Genomic DNA, 16,046 nt, shown 5'->3' with positions numbered 1-16,046 from the left:
TCTAAAGAACCACTTCTTAATTTTGTTAAGTTACTGGTTCTTACACATGAGTTTATACTCATGTGTTCCACTTAAGAAAGTTAGTGGCTCATACACATGAGCAAGGGCTCAGGTGGACAAAGGTTACTTTTCTAAAGAACCACTTCTTAATTTTGTTAAGTTACTGGTTCTTACACATGAGTTTATACTCATGTGTTCCACTTAAGAAAGTTAGTGGCTCATACACATGAGCAAGGGATAAGGTGCTGATATTTTTAGATTTTGATAAACAGAATTGATATAATATTGCGACAATTATGATACCATATGACAAGAGGAACATATGGAGGTGACATTCGGTGTGACACAAACTGATTATATCAAACAATGGCAAGGTAATATCATGTCGAATGCACTATCTGGCGTATTAATAGCGCTTGCACTTTTGCCAGGTGCTATCGCATTTTCTTTTATCGCAGGCGTGAGTCCCATCGTAGGTTTGTTGAGTACTGGATTAATGATGATTGTCATTAGTTTCACGGGCAATAGGAATTTAATGGTTTCAGCGCCAAGTAGTGGTGTCTCTTTAGTTGTAGCACCACTTATGGCTAGTCACGGCATGCAGGCAGTGATTTTAGCTACAATTTTTATGGGATTAATCCAAATTATATTTGGTTATTGTCATATAAATAAACTATTAGATTATATTCCTACAGGCGTTGTCATAGGATTTATGAATGCACTTGGCGTACTGCTATTCACGTCTCAGCTTGATAATATATTTCAAGTTTCTAATACTACTTATGTTCTTGTGTTAATTTCATTTTTAATTATTTGGTTGGCGCAAAGATACATAAAATTTATACCAGCACCTTTAGTTGCTATTATTGTTTTAACCTTTGCTGCTTGGTTAATCAAACCAGATATACAATATGTTCACAATTTAGCCTCCATACATGTACATTTGCCAAATATTGCTTTACCTAAAATGATGTATGACTTAGAAAATTTATTTATTATTTTTATGTATGGATTAACAATGGCCATTGTTGCTGTTGTACAAACAACCTTAACTGCTCGCATGATGGACGTTGTTACAGATACGCCTAGCGATAAAAACAAAGAGTCAATTGGTCAAGGTATTGCAAACTTTATTGTAGGATTGTTTGGTGGATATGGTGGTAGCGCATTAGTCGGACAATCAAAATTTAATTTAAGTATGGGAGCAACATCGAGAGTTTCAACTTTGATTACTGGTAGCTTTCTACTTTTTAGTTTATTTGTATTTGGAAGTATTATTGGTCAGATACCTATGGCGGTATTAGCGACCGTATTAATCACAATATCTTTAAATACATTTGATAGAAGAACTGTATCATTTGTTAAAAAAGCACCAATTTTTAATGGGTTTATAGTAATACTAACAATGGCGATAATATTATTAACGAATAATTTAGCTGCAGGTGTAGTGATTGTAACGATTTGTTACTACCTCATTTTGCGCTTAAAAAATAAGAAAGGGTGTGACATATAATGCCACAATATGAAGATTACATAAATTGGAGAAGAACTTTTCATCAATATCCAGAATTATCAGATGCAGAATATGAAACAACAAAAAGATTAAGAAGAATTTTAGAATTATATGAAATTACCATCCTAGACTTACCATTAGAAACGGGATTAGTAGCAGAGGTTGGTCAAGGTGAACATTTTGTAGCAGTTCGAACAGACATAGATGCTTTGCCTATTAAAGAGCAAGTTGTACATGAATTTACATCTACGAATGAAGGTATGATGCACGCTTGTGGACATGATATTCATATGGCCAGCATCCTTGCAGTAGCGACAAAATTAAAAGAAATTGAATCGCAATTAACTGGGCGCGTACGCATTATCTTCCAACCTGCAGAAGAACTAGGTTATGGAGCGTATCATATTACTGATACAGGTGCAATAGAAGGTGCTAAAGCGGTATTAGGTTATCATAATTATCCTACATTAGACATTGGTGAATTTGCAGTGAAATCAGGAGTTATTACATCATCTGTAGATCGATTTGAATTTAAAATTAAAGGTGTAGGCGCTCATGCTGCTAAGCCTGAACAAGGTAATGATCCAGTGATTGTATTAGGACAATTAATTAATAGTGTACAGTCTATTGTGAGTAGAAATTTATCAGCATTTGATAACGCTGTTGTTACTATTGGTGAAGTGTCTAGTGGTAATACATGGAATGTGATTGCAGATGAAGCTTATGTTCAAGGTACAGTGAGAAGTTTTGACGAAGAGAAACGTAATTATATCGAAGAACGTTTGCGTGCCATTGGAAGTGGGCTTGCAGAAGCATTTGGTGTTGAAATTGAAACGTTATACCATCGTTTACCAGGTGCGGTTGTTAATGATGAAAAATTAACAGAAGACGCGATAGAGGTTGCTAAAGCGGTAGGTTATAATGTGAGTATTATGGATCAACCATTAACTATTGGAGAAGATTTTTCAGGTTTCTCAAATAAATATCCAAGTGTATTTGTGTTTATTGGTTCTAATAGTGAATATGATTTGCATCATCCTAAATATGATCCAGATGAACGTATATTAGAAAAAGTACCTGATTATTTCGTAAGTTTTGTACAAAAACTTTTAAACGAACAATCTAAATAGAATCTTTGATTGATGTATTAAAAGTTAAAAAATCAGGGTAATGCATAAGCATATTCTTTAAATAAGGAGTGTTTGCATATGTCAGGACAAGACCCTAGAACAAAATTTTCAAGTGAGGATTTTCCAAAACAAGAACAAGACGTTCCAGGTTTACAAGATAAATTAGACCCTAAGCCTGATTGTGGTGAAACTACTTATATCGGTTATGGGCGTTTAAAAGATTATAAAATGTTAGTTACTGGTGGAGATTCTGCTATCGGTAGAGCTACTGCCATCGCATATGCTAAAGAAGGTGCAGATGTGGCGATTAATTACTTGCCTGCTGAGCAAGTGGACGCTGAAGAAGTACAACAAGTGATTGAAGCAGCGGGACGTAAATCTGTATTAATCCCAGGCGATATACGCGATGAACAATTTAACTATGATTTAGTTGAAACAGCTTATAACAAACTTGGTGGATTAGATAATGTAACGATTGTAGCAGGACATCAGCAATATAGAAACAACCTTAAAGGCTTTGATACTGAATCATTTACTGAGACATTCGAAACCAATGTCTATCCTATTTTTTGGTCAGTTCAAAAAGCGATTGATTATTTAGAACCTGGTGCAACAATCACACTGACTTCATCTGTGCAAGGTTATAATCCAAGCCCAATCTTACATGATTATGCCGCTTCCAAAGCAGCTATCATTTCACTTACCAAGAGCTTATCTGAAGAATTAGGTAGCAAGGGAATCCGTGTGAATTGTGTAGCACCAGGACCATTCTGGTCACCACTCCAAATTTCTGGTGGACAGCCCCAATCTAAAATTCCAACTTTCGGTCAAAAAGAAGTGTTAGGTAGAGCGGGGCAACCGGTTGAGCTTTCAGGCGTGTATGTACATTTAGCAGCAGATGAATCAAGTTATACTACAGGCCAAGTTTATGGCGTGACAGGTGGTACTCAATTAGATTAGAATTGATGTACTAACGAGACAGTAATTTAACTGTTAGTGTTTCAATGTCTCGGTGATACTAAGCATAAGGAGGAAAGGATACATTGATATCCTACCTCCTTATTTTTGAAAGGTAAGGTAATCATTTATGAAAAAATTTAGAGCAGATGCTTTAAGCAAAAAACAAAATTATAAATTATTAAGTGGTAGTGTGATACCTAGACCTATCGCTTTTGTTACTTCGCAAGATAAAGATGGGCATTTAAACGCAGCGCCGTTTAGCTTTTTTAATGTTGTAAATAGTGCACCGCCAATGATTATGATTTCTACAGGTCGCTCTGAAGGGAAGCGGAAAGACACTTCTTTAAATATTGAAGAAACGGAATCATTTGTAGTACATATTACAGATGAAGATACAGTTGAACAAATCAACCATACAGCAGCGCCGTTGACTCGTAATCAAAATGAATTAGAAAGAACAAGTCTTAATTGTGTTGACTCTGAATTAGTTGCAGTACCTGGTATTGAACAAGCCAAAATTCGAATGGAATGTAAGCTAGATCGAATTATTCCATTAGGTGACCCTCAAGAGGGATCTGATTTAATTATAGGTGAAGTAGTTATGTTCCATATTGATGAATCAGTTTATTTTGAAGATAGTAAAATAGACGCTGATGCGCTTAATGCAGTAGCGCGCTTAGCTGGTAATGATTACGCCTCTTTAGGTAATAAATTTACTATCGAACGTCCGATGCAGTAAATATAAAAAGACTAAATAAATAACATAAGCTCTATTGAAATAATAGACGTTGAAGGAATTAGATAATGAAATCGTTTTTAAATTGTTTTCTATCCAATTCCATATTTGACGAATTACAATTAATACTGTACTGTAATAAAATAAAATAATAACTTATCAAGAGAAGTGTAGGGACTGGCCCGATGATACTTCGGCAACATGATGATGCGTGTGCCAAATCCAGTAGCATAATTCATGCTAGAAGATAAGAATGAATCACAGTTTACTCTTTCTTCTTAATTTAGAAAGAGTTTTTTTTACTTTTTGGACTTAAAAATAACAGAAGGTTGGGTTCTGTTTTAATATTTAGGAAAGTTGGTTATATATGGAGGAGACAAAAAAAGGTAACGCATGGGCTTTGATACCTTTAATCGTATTTGTTGGTATGTTTTTAGGTGTGGGTATTAGTACAGGCGACTTTACTACGATGCCATTGAATGTAGCTATATTAGTTGCTGCTATTGTTGGCTTAGCGTTAAATAGAAAAGAATCATTTCAAAAAAAAGTTGAAGTTTTTACAAAAGGTGCAGGACATTCCAATATTATTTTAATGATGTTAATTTTCTTATTAGCAGGTGCCTTTTCTCAAACGACTGAAGATATGGGTGGCGTGCAGTCGACGGTTAACTTAGGGTTATCATTAATCCCAGAAAATTTAATTATCGTCGGACTATTTATCATATGTATGTTTGTATCTTTATCAATGGGGACGTCAGTAGGGACAGTAGCTGCTATAGCGCCAGTTGGTTTTGGTTTAAGTCAGGCTACAGATGTTTCAGCAGCTATCACAATGGCTACTGTTGTTGGTGGCTCTATGTTTGGTGATAATTTATCGATGATTTCTGATACTACAATCGCTGCAGTACGTACTCAGAAAACGAAAATGAGCGATAAATTTAAGGTGAATATAAGAATTGTCTTACCTGGTGCGATATTTACTATTATTGTGCTTTGGTTTTTAACTAATGGTGCGCACATAGATGCAAGTAAAAGTTACGATTATGACCTTATTAAAGTAATTCCATACTTATTTGTGCTTATCTTAGCACTAATAGGTGTAAATGTCGTTATCGTATTAATCGGTGGTGTTGTACTTTCTGCAATTATCGGATTAATTTATGGTTCATTTGGATGGACTGGCTTATTAAATTCAATATCTAAAGGTATTATCGGCATGGAAGATATAGCGATTATTGCATTGCTCATTGGTGGATTAGTTGCGTTGATTCAACATAATGGTGGTATTACTTGGTTGTTAAATTTTGTGCGCAGTAAAGTTAAATCTAAACGCGGTGCAGAATTAGGGATTGCTGGCTTAGTCAGTGTGGCAGATATATCAACAGCAAATAATACTATTTCTATATTAATGGCAGGCCCGTTAGCGAAAGATATATCAGAAGAATATGATGTAGATCCGCGTAAATCAGCCAGTATTTTAGATATGTTTGCGAGTTGTTTCCAGGGTATGTTGCCATATAGTCCTCAGCTGATTGCGGCTGCAGGTGTGGCGTCTATATCTCCATTTGAATTAGTACCGTATTCTATTTATCCAATGATATTAGGTGTTTGTGGACTGATAGCAATCTTCTTTAGATTGCCTAGATTAGATAAAAAGTAAATAAGATACATTGTAACATCAAATTGAGCAATGATTTTTAAGCTCTCAATAGAGTATTGTAGTTATAGGTTAATAAGCATGATTTGAAAATTGTTGATGTTCATTGTGTTATTTAATACTTAGAGACTATAAACTAGCTTAAATTTGGGTCCGGGATATATGAATGTCCCGGGCTCATTCGCTATTTTAAATAAACAGTATATTAACAGAATATGCGAACATAAATGTAAAGTTTATTTAGTATGATACTTAATGAAAATGAAAGTTTTGACGTTTACTGACTAATAGCGATAAAATGAGATTGTTAAAGCTTTATAAATATTAAAGAACATCACTATATTTACTTGATAATTGTTTAGAAGTATAGTGTAATGCGTTAGAATAGTAATAAGAGTGAAAGTAGGTGAACAATCGATCGTGGGTAAATACAATGTAGAAAATGAGAATGTTGAAATTCGTCTTGAAAGATTATTTAAAGTAGAACCTGAATTATTATATCAAGCTTGGACAGATCAACGTTTTCTTAAACAATGGTTTATGACAACTGAAAGAACAAATAAAACTATTGAAGTAACTGCTGAACAAAATGGTAAGTACAAAATTGTTGATGTTCGTAAAGGTAAAGAGAATATAGTACAAGGTACATTTGCTTCATTAACACCTTATGAATATATCGTCATGACAATTGGTATGCCAGAATTAAGTGATTCAGAAGATACGATAGAAGTTGAAATATTCGAAAGAGAACCAGGCATTACGCAAATGATTTTCAATTATATTGCTTTTGTACCAAGAGAAAGAAGGTTAACATCTTTAGAATATAAACAGAAGAAGAAAGAATATCATGATTCAACGGCACATGGATTTGAAATGTTATTTGATAAACTACAATTAGCGCTTGAAGCGTTTGAAGCGGATTTATAAAATAGTACGCTGATATAGCAATCATACTGTGAGATAATAGTTTTATTGGATTATTTCGATCCTGATAATATTATTTAGGTTTGAATAAAATTTGAATAAAATTTCGACCAGTATCTAAGTAAATGCTTATATGATTTGCTCGGTCAGCACTAAAAATAAATAATGCTCCCTTTAAAGTAATCACCAAATGTGACAGTCTTTAGAGGGAGCTTTTGTTGTAAATAACAAACTTAACATAATCATTCAATCTTCAATACAGATATTTGAACTTGTCGAACAAGTCAATAGCTGGGCAGTGTATTTAATACAGTTCGCCTATAACTTTACGTTCATTATATTTTCGTAATAAGGTTTCGAAGAAAATATGGTAACTAATAAAACTTGAATAATCTATGCCATCTGCTAAGTAAAATGTATTACTAGATACATAGATATTATAATTCGCCTTTTGAGCAAGCGTATTATCTTTTAAAGTGGTTACAGAGAAAAAATATTTTTGACGCAATTGTAATAAATTGCTGATATCTGTTAACTGCCCTGATTCACCAGAAAGAGAAATGATAAAAAAGATATCTTTCGGTGTTGTTTTATTCAATACCATTTTAAATTCGTGTACGTCATGAAGTACGATGATATTTTTATGTACCGTTAGTAAGATACGCTGTGCTTCCTGAGCAACATTCATTTGTGCTAATCCAGTTCCATATAAATAAACGGTTTCTGCTTGGTAAATTTTATCTGTAATCAGATCATAATCGATTCTTTCTAAATAAGTAAAAGTATTTTCGATTTCTTGTTTAAAACCTTCTATTGAATCTGAAGGTAATTGATGTGATTGTTCAGTTTCGAATTTTAAATAAGATTTAAAATCACTATAACCATCAAAGCCTAACTTACGAGTGAAACGATGAATGGTGGCGTTAGATGCGTGGGTGTGTTCTGCTAATTCTTGTATTTTCATCGTTTTACATTGTAGGATATGCGTATTAATAAAATGTGCAATATGTAAATCATTTTCATTTAATTTATTAAAATTAGTGTTAACACGTTCATCTAAAAACAAATTTGTCACCTCACACTTCATGAAAATATTTTCACGTTTTGAAAATATAATCTGATTATACAAAATTGTTCCGAATGGCGTCAAACTATTGTCTTTATGTAAGCGTTTCCTTTAATATTAAATTAATTACATACAACACATACTCAATGAATTATATTTATAGATTTATTAGGAATGATGTGTAGACAAATGCTTATGTATAGAAATAGGAGGTTATACGGCTATGAATGCAATTAAACGATTTGGGAGTGCGATGATTGTACCTGTATTAATGTTTGCATTTTTTGGTATTGTTTTAGGATTTGCCACTTTATTTAAAAATCCATCGATTATGGGAAGCATTGCTGCTGATGGAACAACTTGGTTTAAGATTTGGTCTGTAATCGAAGCTGGCGGTTGGACAATTTTTAATCATATGGAAGTTGTGTTTGTGGTCGGTTTGCCACTATCTTTGGCTAAAAAAGCGCCTGGACATGCAGCTTTAGCAGCATTGATGGGCTACCTTATGTTCAATACTTTTATAAATGCAATACTTACGCAATGGCCGCATACATTTGGAGCGAATTTGGAAAAAGGCGTTGAAAATGTAACAGGACTTAAAGCGATTGCCGGGATTGAAACGCTAGATACGAATATACTTGGTGGTATTATCATTTCAAGTATCATAACTTGGATACATAATCGATACTACAGTAAACGATTACCAGAGATGTTAGGGGTTTTCCAAGGTCTAACATTTGTGGTGACGATATCATTCTTTGTTATGTTACCAATAGCACTACTTACGTGTGTTATTTGGCCGACGGTGCAAGGTGGTATAACTTCATTACAAGGTTTTATTATTGGATCAGGTTATATTGGCGTTTGGTTGTATCACTTCTTAGAACGAGTACTAATTCCAACAGGATTACACCATTTTATATATGCACCAATTGAAGTTGGTCCTGTTGTAGTCAATCATGGCTTAAAAGCAGAATGGTTTGAACATGTTAATGAATTTGCTAAAAGTACCGAACCGTTAAAAGAACAGTTCCCATATGGATTTATGTTGCAAGGTAATGGTAAAGTGTTTGGAGCTATAGGTATTGCTTTGGCTATGTATTCAACAACGCCTAAAGAAAATAAAAAGAAAATTGCAGCACTACTTATTCCAGCAACATTAACTGCTGTTGTAGTTGGTATTACTGAACCATTAGAATTTACATTCCTATTTATAGCTCCATATTTATTTGTATTGCATGCATTATTAGCTGCAACAATGGATACAATGATGTATGGATTTGGTTTAGTAGGTAACTTTGGAGGAGGACTATTAGACTTCTTTGCAACAAACTGGATTCCGTTAGCACAAAATCATTGGTTAACTTATGTGATACAAATTATCATAGGGTTAGGATTTACTGCGATTTATTATTTCTTATTTAGATTTTTAATTCTTAAATTTGATATTCCACTTCCTGGTCGTAAAAAAGATGAAAAAGATATGAAATTATATAATAAAAATGATTATAAAGATAAAAAGAACGAAGATCATAGCACAGTAGCAACAGGAAATGAGTATGAAGATAAGGCGATTTATTATTTAGAAGGTTTAGGTGGCAAGGAAAATATCAAAGATGTAACCAACTGCACAACACGCCTAAGACTTACGGTGAACGATGTTGAGAAGGTCGAAGATAGTGCGTATTTTACACATAATCAAATGGCGCATGGATTAGTAAAAAGTGGTAAAAATGTTCAAGTGGTGGTAGGAATGTCTGTGCCTCAAGTAAGAGAAGCATTTGAAAATCTAGTGAATAATGACGATATAAAATAATGATATATAAGCAATAGAGGAAGAATTATTTAAGGCTCAGTACTTGTATAGGAGCTAGTTAATAGTTTCAATTCATGTAACGATTGCCTAATAGATTAAGAGGAATCAAAACATCAATGTCTTGGTTCCTCTTTTTTGATATTTATTTTAAATTGGTTATTTTTATAAGTAGTTTATTTAAATTATGAAATTCTAGCTTTATTCGTCCAACGAGGCTGATATATAGCGCCTAGTATATCGATGTTATGCGTAGCAAGCATATATATGAGTTTTGCAAAAACTGAGGGTGACGTTGATACGTTTATCTTATTACGATTGAAAGTATATGTAATATATTCGGTTTGATTTATTAAATTTAATATATCGATGACTTTGTCTTTAATAAATGCATCACGAAGTCCATCTACAACTAATTCAAAACGTTTGGAAGATAATAATAAATGATCTAAATCTAAAAGGTCATTAGTATCTGTACCTTGTAGTATTTGATAAATAGAATAGTTATGAAAACTAAGGAAACTAATCATATATGGTAATTGCTGCTTTGGTAAATTAATCTCTAAAGCATACAAATTATTTTGTTTGAAAATCGTAAATTTAAATGAATTACAAAATTGTATTTGCTTACATAATTTAGTTAAATTTTTTCTTGAGGCACGATTATTTAATCCTCCAATATTTAACACAAAAGTTTCAGTTCTATCTAAAAACATATGATACCCCCAATATCTATAGAAAGTGTTTTATCTCTATTAATCATAATATTCAATTACACTTAAATTTCCACAAGTTATTATTTCTATTAGATTGTACCACTCTTTTTTATTGGAATCACTAGGTCTTAAGAACGAAGTTGAAAATTTTTCATAATCAATTATTACAGTTATTATTTTTAGAATATTTAGAAAATTAAGTTGTTTGGAAGTATAAAGTATGATACATTTTTCTTTGTTAATACATAAAGGGAAGTGTTTATAGATGTTATCAAAAGTAAGTAGATTTGCAACCAACACATTCTTATTATGGATGCTAGTTGCTGCAATTATAGGTTTTATTTTTCCTGCCCAATTAGCAACATTAAGTGGATGGGTTCCTTATTTATTAGGTATTGTAATGCTAGGGATGGGGTTAACAATAGACCCTAAAGATTTTAAAATTGTATTTCAAGCACCACGTTCAGTAATCATTGGCGTTATATTACAATATACAATTATGCCATTAACAGCTTTTTTAATTGCTAAATTATTTAATCTGCCACCAGAAGTAGCTATCGGTGTCATTTTAGTGGGATGTTGTCCAGGGGGAACATCAAGTAATGTAATGAGCTACCTTGCTAATGCAAATGTCGCTTTATCAGTTGCAATTACAAGTGTGTCCACACTATTAGCACCGATTTTAACGCCAGCTTTAATATATTTATTTGCTAATCAATGGTTAGAAGTATCATTTATGAGTATGTTTTGGTCAGTTGTCCAAGTCATCTTAATTCCAATCATCATTGGCTTTATATTACAAAAATTATTTAAGAACTTTGCCGCTAAATCAGCGACAGCTTTACCAATTGTTTCAGTTGTTGCAATTTCGCTTATCTTAGCGTCAGTAGTAGGAGGAAGTAAATCACAAATACTTGAAACAGGCTTATTGATTTTTGCTGTTGTTATCTTACACAATATTGTAGGTTACACGCTTGGATATACTTTGGCGAAAATATTCCATTTGGAAAGAGCTGATAAAAAAGCTGTTTCTATAGAAGTAGGTATGCAAAATTCAGGGCTGGCTGTATCATTAGCCACCGTTCATTTTAGTCCATTAGCTGCAGTTCCAGGAGCTGTGTTTAGTCTGATTCACAATATTACTGGACCAATACTAGCTAAATATTGGAATAAACGATAAAAAATAATTAGAGACTAGGTTGATTTATGAACTGTGTCTCGCCAAGCAGACAATTAAATAATAAAAATAACTTTATGGTCTGATTCATAGTAAAACTATGGATTAGACCATTTTTAATATTATTCACTTGTGTTATAAAAATGGTTATAATTAGTTAATTCAAATCTGAAATATGATAAGCTATCATTAAATGAATGTGACCCCATATTAAATAGGAGGCGTAATTATGTACAAGGCAGTTGTATTTGATTTTGATGGCACGATTATAGATACAGAAAAACATCTGTTTGAAATTATTAATAAGCACTTAATTCAGCACAATTTACAAGAAATCTCATTAGACTTTTATCGTCAATCTATAGGAGGCGCTGCAACGGAATTACATAGTTATTTGGAAGCACAACTTGGCCCGAATGATAAGGAAAAGGTTTATTTAGAACATAATGAAACGAGTGTTTCTTTACCAATTGTTGATGCAATGCATCAGCTTATGAAATATTGTAAAAAACGTCATATCCCTATGGCAGTTGCCACAAGTAGCTATCGTGAAGATATTCAGCCAACGTTTGATAATTTAGGATTGAGCGAGTATATAGATGTTATTGTAGGGCGTGAAGATGTAGAGTCAATTAAGCCTAACCCAGATCCATATCTCACTGCTGTTCAAAGATTAAATTATAACCCAGCAAATTGCCTAGCAATTGAGGACTCAGTAAATGGTGCAACAGCAGCTGTTACTGCTGGCCTTGATGTTATTGTCAATACGAATGATATGACGGAATTACAAGACTTTAGTCATATTGCATATATAGGGAAAGATTTGTCTGCGGATGAAATCATAGCATTATGTTTTGAAGCTGATAGGAGTTAGTTTTATGAATGGTTATTTATTAATATTTTTCTTAGGTGGTCCTATTATATTAGCTATAGGTAATTTAGTTTTAGGACCTATATTTAATAAAAAGATTCCTTTCAATATACAATTTCGTTCATTTATGGTCGGTACTATGGTTTATTTATTAGGTGCTATTGCTTTATATTATTTAGTACTACAAGATAGGTTTTGATTATATACTAAAACAGATGACGCTTTATGAGATAAGCGTCATCTGTTTTATAAAAGTTGAAATATTAATGTTACACAAACAAGAACAAGCAGTATAGCATCTATACCTATCATGATAGCAAACCGGGGATTCTTTTCTCCGGTTTCTTTTGTTTTTTTATAGGCTTTCAAATTTGGAATTAAGCTTACAATTAATAAAATAATTACGACGATTCCTAAAATTACACTCATTATTTGTCACCACCGTTTTGATTTTTTGTTAGAAATTCCCAAACGTAACCAGCAATAACACCTAAGATTAATCCAATAATAATTCCAGCTTTTATTGCTGAAAAGAGCGCACTTATGATAATCGCGATTAATAATGCAATCGGAATAGTTATACCAAATTTATATTTTCGTTCTGGAGAATTTACAATAGAAAACAAAGTATAATATAAAATACCAAAAACAAAGATAACCATTACACTTTTTAATATTAAAGGGCCAACTGAACTGTCAGATTCACTAAAATAATTTAAAAAGAAAAATAACACACCAAATATAATGGAAACCGTAAGCGTACGTTTCATTAAGTGTTTATTCATATATAACTCCTTTGTAATAAAATCTACTGAAAATTATACCATATAAAACAGATGAATTATTGTATTAGCAGTTATCTAGATATATTACGTTCATATTGGTGATGATCATTTAAATAAGCATAAAACAACCCTATAATTAATCCGCCTCCGATGTAATTGCCAATACCTGCACCTAATAAATTGATGATAACAGGCATAAGTGCTAATTCACTACTTTGATAGACTAAACCACCACCAAATAATACAGAGTTGTAAACCACGTGCTCATAACCCATAAATGCGAATATAGATACACCAAACATCATAACGAACATTTTAGCTAAAACATCGTCTATTTGCATTGCTATAACTAAAGAAATATTGATGAAGAAATTAGCAAAAATTCCTTTGATCAATATTGCAGTAAAACCAGCAGTTAAAGTTTTATGTTCAATTGTATGTTCTAATTGTATTAACATGTCAGTGGTCATCACATCAGAATGATGTAATAATAAGAAAAATAAAAAGCCACCCAATGCATTACCAATAAAGCATAATGTGAAAATTTTAAAAACTCTAGTAGGGCTGATGACATGATAATATAACCCCACTGTAAAATACATGAAATTACTCGTCAGTAATTCTGAATTGGTAAATAAGATAAGTACTAGAGCAAAACTAAATGCTATAGATGCAATGATATTTATAACGCCAGAAGGTAGATGAGTGTCTAGTGATGCTTTAATAAGTAAAACGAAGACTGTAATGACACCTAGAATAAAACCAGCCATTATGGCACGAAGTAAATAGCGTTTAAAATAAAAACTTTGTAAAATGTCTTTAGTTTTGATGGTGTCAACTACGTGGTCAATCCAAGCTTTTCCATAAAATACTTTATCCCATTTAATGTTTTTTTCGTTCATTTTTTATCCTCACTTTCTATAATTATTTATAAGTATACTATGGCAATAATATTTTGTGAACTTTTTCACAAATTCTACATGAATTTATTTAGACTTAAATTTTTGCTCTGTTTTTATAGTTGATTTAAAGAAAAATAATTTTTTAAAAAAGCTTTACTTTTCAATGTAAAACCGTATACCGTTGACAAACAAGCGTGTAAGCACTTACATAACTCGAAAATAATTGTTTTAATTTTTTGAATTTATAGTATAATAGCGACATAATAAGTGGATTTACTACCACTTATATTTGAAAGAGATGGGGTTTGAATGATGAAAGATAATAATGAATTACAGAGGGGTCTAGGTGCACGTCAAATGCGTATGATTGCACTTGGTGGAACGATTGGTGTAGGACTATTTATGGGAGCTACAAGCACTATAAAATGGACAGGTCCTTCTGTTATATTTGCATATTTAATTGCAGGTATATTTTTATTCTTAGTAATGAGAGCAATGGGAGAGATGGTTTATTTACATCCAACTTCTGGTTCTTTTGCTAACTTTGCAAGTGATTACATACATCCAGTAGCAGGTTATCTAACGGCTTGGAGTAACGTTTTCCAATGGGTAGTTGTAGGTATGAGTGAGGTTATTGCAGTCGGAGAATATATGAACTATTGGTTCCCAGATTTACCACAATGGATACCGGGTGTTATTGTTGTAGCGTTATTAGCCGGTGCAAACCTTGTATCTGTTAAAGCGTTTGGTGAATTTGAGTTTTGGTTTGCGATGATTAAAGTAGTTACAATTATTTTAATGATAGTGGCAGGTTTTGGTCTTATCTTCTTTGGTCTAGGAAATGGTGGAGAAGCAATCGGTCTCTCAAATTTATGGGCACATGGTGGGTTTATGCCTAACGGTTGGATTGGCTTCTTCTTTGCACTTTCAATTGTTATCGGTTCATACCAAGGTGTTGAATTAATTGGTATTACTGCCGGTGAAACAAAAGATCCACAAAAAAATATCAAGAGCGCGGTTAACGGTGTTATCTGGCGTATATTGATTTTCTATATTGGTGCAATTTTTGTAATCGTTACAGTTTATCCGTGGAATGAATTAGGAAACATTGGTAGCCCATTTGTAGCTACGTTTGCTAAAGTAGGTATCACTTTTGCAGCTGGATTAATCAACTTTGTTGTACTTACTGCTGCGATGTCAGGTTGTAACTCAGGTATATTTAGTGCTAGCCGTATGTCATTAAATTTATCTCAAAAAGGAATGTTACCTAAATTCTTTGGGAAAGTTATGAAAAATGGCGTTCCTATTTGGACGGTGCTTGCAATTGCAACAGGTATTTTAATTGGTGCTTTACTTAATGTAATCTTGCCGTTATTTATCAAAGGTGCGGATAGTGTATTCGTATATGTTTATAGTGCTTCGATTTTACCTGGTATGGTACCATGGTTCATGATTTTAATTAGTCATTTAAGATTTAGAAAAAATCATCCTGAAGAAGTGGAAGGTCACCCATTTAAAATGCCAGGTGGCGCATTTACAAACTACATTACGATGGCGTTCTTTATTATGGTATTAATTGGCATGTTATTTAATAAAGAAACTGTGGTTTCAGTAGTTATTGGTATTGTATTCCTATTGTTTATGACCATGTGCTTCTTCTTGAAAGGCTACCATAAATTAAGTAAAGATCAACAACTTTAAATCATAAAAATCTAATACGATATCATAGATTATTATAAAGTCCCACTTTAAAGAACCACTTCTCAATGTAAAGAGTTAGTGGTTCTTACACATGA

General features: G+C 32.7%; 16 protein-coding genes and 1 riboswitch. Of the genes, 11 read left to right on the top strand and 5 right to left on the bottom strand.

What is annotated here, in order from left to right:
- Positions 1 to 322: 322 nt before the first annotated feature.
- The 6 genes from D9V42_RS14255 (at position 323) to D9V42_RS14230 (ending at position 6,923) form a co-directional block, all read left to right on the top strand.
- The gene (locus tag D9V42_RS14255; protein WP_122065501.1) at positions 323 to 1,513 is read left to right on the top strand and encodes a SulP family inorganic anion transporter; all 1,191 of its coding nucleotides are present in this window, start codon (positions 323 to 325) and stop codon (positions 1,511 to 1,513) included.
- Positions 1,513 to 2,643 (top strand): amidohydrolase, encoded by a 1,131-nt coding sequence (locus D9V42_RS14250; protein WP_107554825.1) that lies wholly within the window; start codon positions 1,513 to 1,515, stop codon positions 2,641 to 2,643. The genes D9V42_RS14255 and D9V42_RS14250 overlap by 1 nt, the downstream gene beginning before the upstream one ends.
- A 78-nt stretch (positions 2,644 to 2,721) precedes the next feature.
- A complete protein-coding gene (locus D9V42_RS14245) occupies positions 2,722 to 3,603 on the top strand; it encodes an SDR family oxidoreductase (RefSeq protein ID WP_122065499.1) in 882 nt (293 codons plus the stop codon).
- Positions 3,604 to 3,730: 127 nt separating this feature from the next.
- Positions 3,731 to 4,342 (top strand): flavin reductase family protein, encoded by a 612-nt coding sequence (locus D9V42_RS14240; RefSeq protein ID WP_107554827.1) that lies wholly within the window; start codon positions 3,731 to 3,733, stop codon positions 4,340 to 4,342.
- A 150-nt stretch (positions 4,343 to 4,492) separates the two neighbouring features.
- Positions 4,493 to 4,593, top strand: a riboswitch (SAM riboswitch).
- A gap of 113 nt (positions 4,594 to 4,706) precedes the next feature.
- Positions 4,707 to 5,999, top strand: coding sequence for a Na+/H+ antiporter NhaC family protein (locus tag D9V42_RS14235; protein ID WP_122065497.1), 1,293 nt, complete (start codon positions 4,707 to 4,709; stop codon positions 5,997 to 5,999).
- 417 nt (positions 6,000 to 6,416) lie between these two features.
- A complete protein-coding gene (locus D9V42_RS14230) occupies positions 6,417 to 6,923 on the top strand; it encodes an SRPBCC family protein (protein ID WP_107554829.1) in 507 nt (168 codons plus the stop codon).
- Positions 6,924 to 7,224: 301 nt separating this feature from the next.
- Here the strand turns inward: D9V42_RS14230 and D9V42_RS14225 are convergent, their stop codons facing one another.
- Entirely contained in the window at positions 7,225 to 7,986 is a 762-nt protein-coding gene (locus tag D9V42_RS14225) for a MurR/RpiR family transcriptional regulator (RefSeq protein WP_107554830.1), read from the bottom strand.
- Positions 7,987 to 8,209: 223 nt separating this feature from the next.
- Between D9V42_RS14225 and D9V42_RS14220 the strand changes: the two genes are divergently transcribed.
- Entirely contained in the window at positions 8,210 to 9,802 is a 1,593-nt protein-coding gene (locus D9V42_RS14220) for an alpha-glucoside-specific PTS transporter subunit IIBC (RefSeq protein ID WP_107554831.1), read from the top strand.
- 182 nt (positions 9,803 to 9,984) lie between these two features.
- On the opposite strand, the gene D9V42_RS14215 is transcribed toward D9V42_RS14220, so the two are convergent.
- Positions 9,985 to 10,515 (bottom strand): hypothetical protein, encoded by a 531-nt coding sequence (locus D9V42_RS14215; protein ID WP_122065495.1) that lies wholly within the window; start codon positions 10,513 to 10,515, stop codon positions 9,985 to 9,987.
- 265 nt (positions 10,516 to 10,780) lie between these two features.
- Here D9V42_RS14215 and D9V42_RS14210 point away from each other — a divergent pair, with 265 nt between their 5' ends.
- The 3 genes from D9V42_RS14210 to D9V42_RS14200 all read left to right on the top strand — a co-directional run bounded on the left by D9V42_RS14210 (position 10,781) and on the right by D9V42_RS14200 (position 12,762).
- Entirely contained in the window at positions 10,781 to 11,695 is a 915-nt protein-coding gene (locus D9V42_RS14210; protein ID WP_107554833.1) for a bile acid:sodium symporter family protein, read from the top strand.
- 226 nt (positions 11,696 to 11,921) lie between these two features.
- The gene (locus D9V42_RS14205; RefSeq protein ID WP_107557717.1) at positions 11,922 to 12,566 is read left to right on the top strand and encodes an HAD family hydrolase; all 645 of its coding nucleotides are present in this window, start codon (positions 11,922 to 11,924) and stop codon (positions 12,564 to 12,566) included.
- Between the two features lie 4 nt (positions 12,567 to 12,570).
- Positions 12,571 to 12,762: a hypothetical protein gene (locus tag D9V42_RS14200; RefSeq protein WP_107531143.1), complete on the top strand. Its 192-nt coding sequence runs from the start codon at positions 12,571 to 12,573 to the stop codon at positions 12,760 to 12,762.
- 47 nt (positions 12,763 to 12,809) lie between these two features.
- Here the strand turns inward: D9V42_RS14200 and D9V42_RS14195 are convergent, their stop codons facing one another.
- The 3 genes from D9V42_RS14195 to D9V42_RS14185 all read right to left on the bottom strand — a co-directional run bounded on the left by D9V42_RS14195 (position 12,810) and on the right by D9V42_RS14185 (position 14,250).
- Positions 12,810 to 12,992, bottom strand: coding sequence for a hypothetical protein (locus D9V42_RS14195; RefSeq protein ID WP_017722850.1), 183 nt, complete (start codon positions 12,990 to 12,992; stop codon positions 12,810 to 12,812).
- A complete protein-coding gene (locus tag D9V42_RS14190) occupies positions 12,992 to 13,348 on the bottom strand; it encodes a hypothetical protein (RefSeq protein ID WP_107554835.1) in 357 nt (118 codons plus the stop codon). The genes D9V42_RS14195 and D9V42_RS14190 overlap by 1 nt, the downstream gene beginning before the upstream one ends.
- A 71-nt stretch (positions 13,349 to 13,419) precedes the next feature.
- Positions 13,420 to 14,250 carry a formate/nitrite transporter family protein gene (locus tag D9V42_RS14185; protein WP_107554836.1) on the bottom strand — a complete coding sequence of 277 codons (831 nt, stop codon included), beginning with the start codon at positions 14,248 to 14,250 and terminating at the stop codon, positions 13,420 to 13,422.
- Between the two features lie 312 nt (positions 14,251 to 14,562).
- Here D9V42_RS14185 and D9V42_RS14180 point away from each other — a divergent pair, with 312 nt between their 5' ends.
- Positions 14,563 to 15,951: an amino acid permease gene (locus D9V42_RS14180; RefSeq protein ID WP_107554837.1), complete on the top strand. Its 1,389-nt coding sequence runs from the start codon at positions 14,563 to 14,565 to the stop codon at positions 15,949 to 15,951.
- Positions 15,952 to 16,046 lie beyond the last annotated feature (95 nt).

Source organism: Staphylococcus pseudoxylosus, from assembly GCF_003697915.1.
Lineage (GTDB): Bacteria > Bacillota > Bacilli > Staphylococcales > Staphylococcaceae > Staphylococcus > Staphylococcus pseudoxylosus.
The sequence above is the reverse complement of the archived record's forward strand: the minus strand, read 5'-3'. Positions and strand labels throughout refer to the sequence as shown.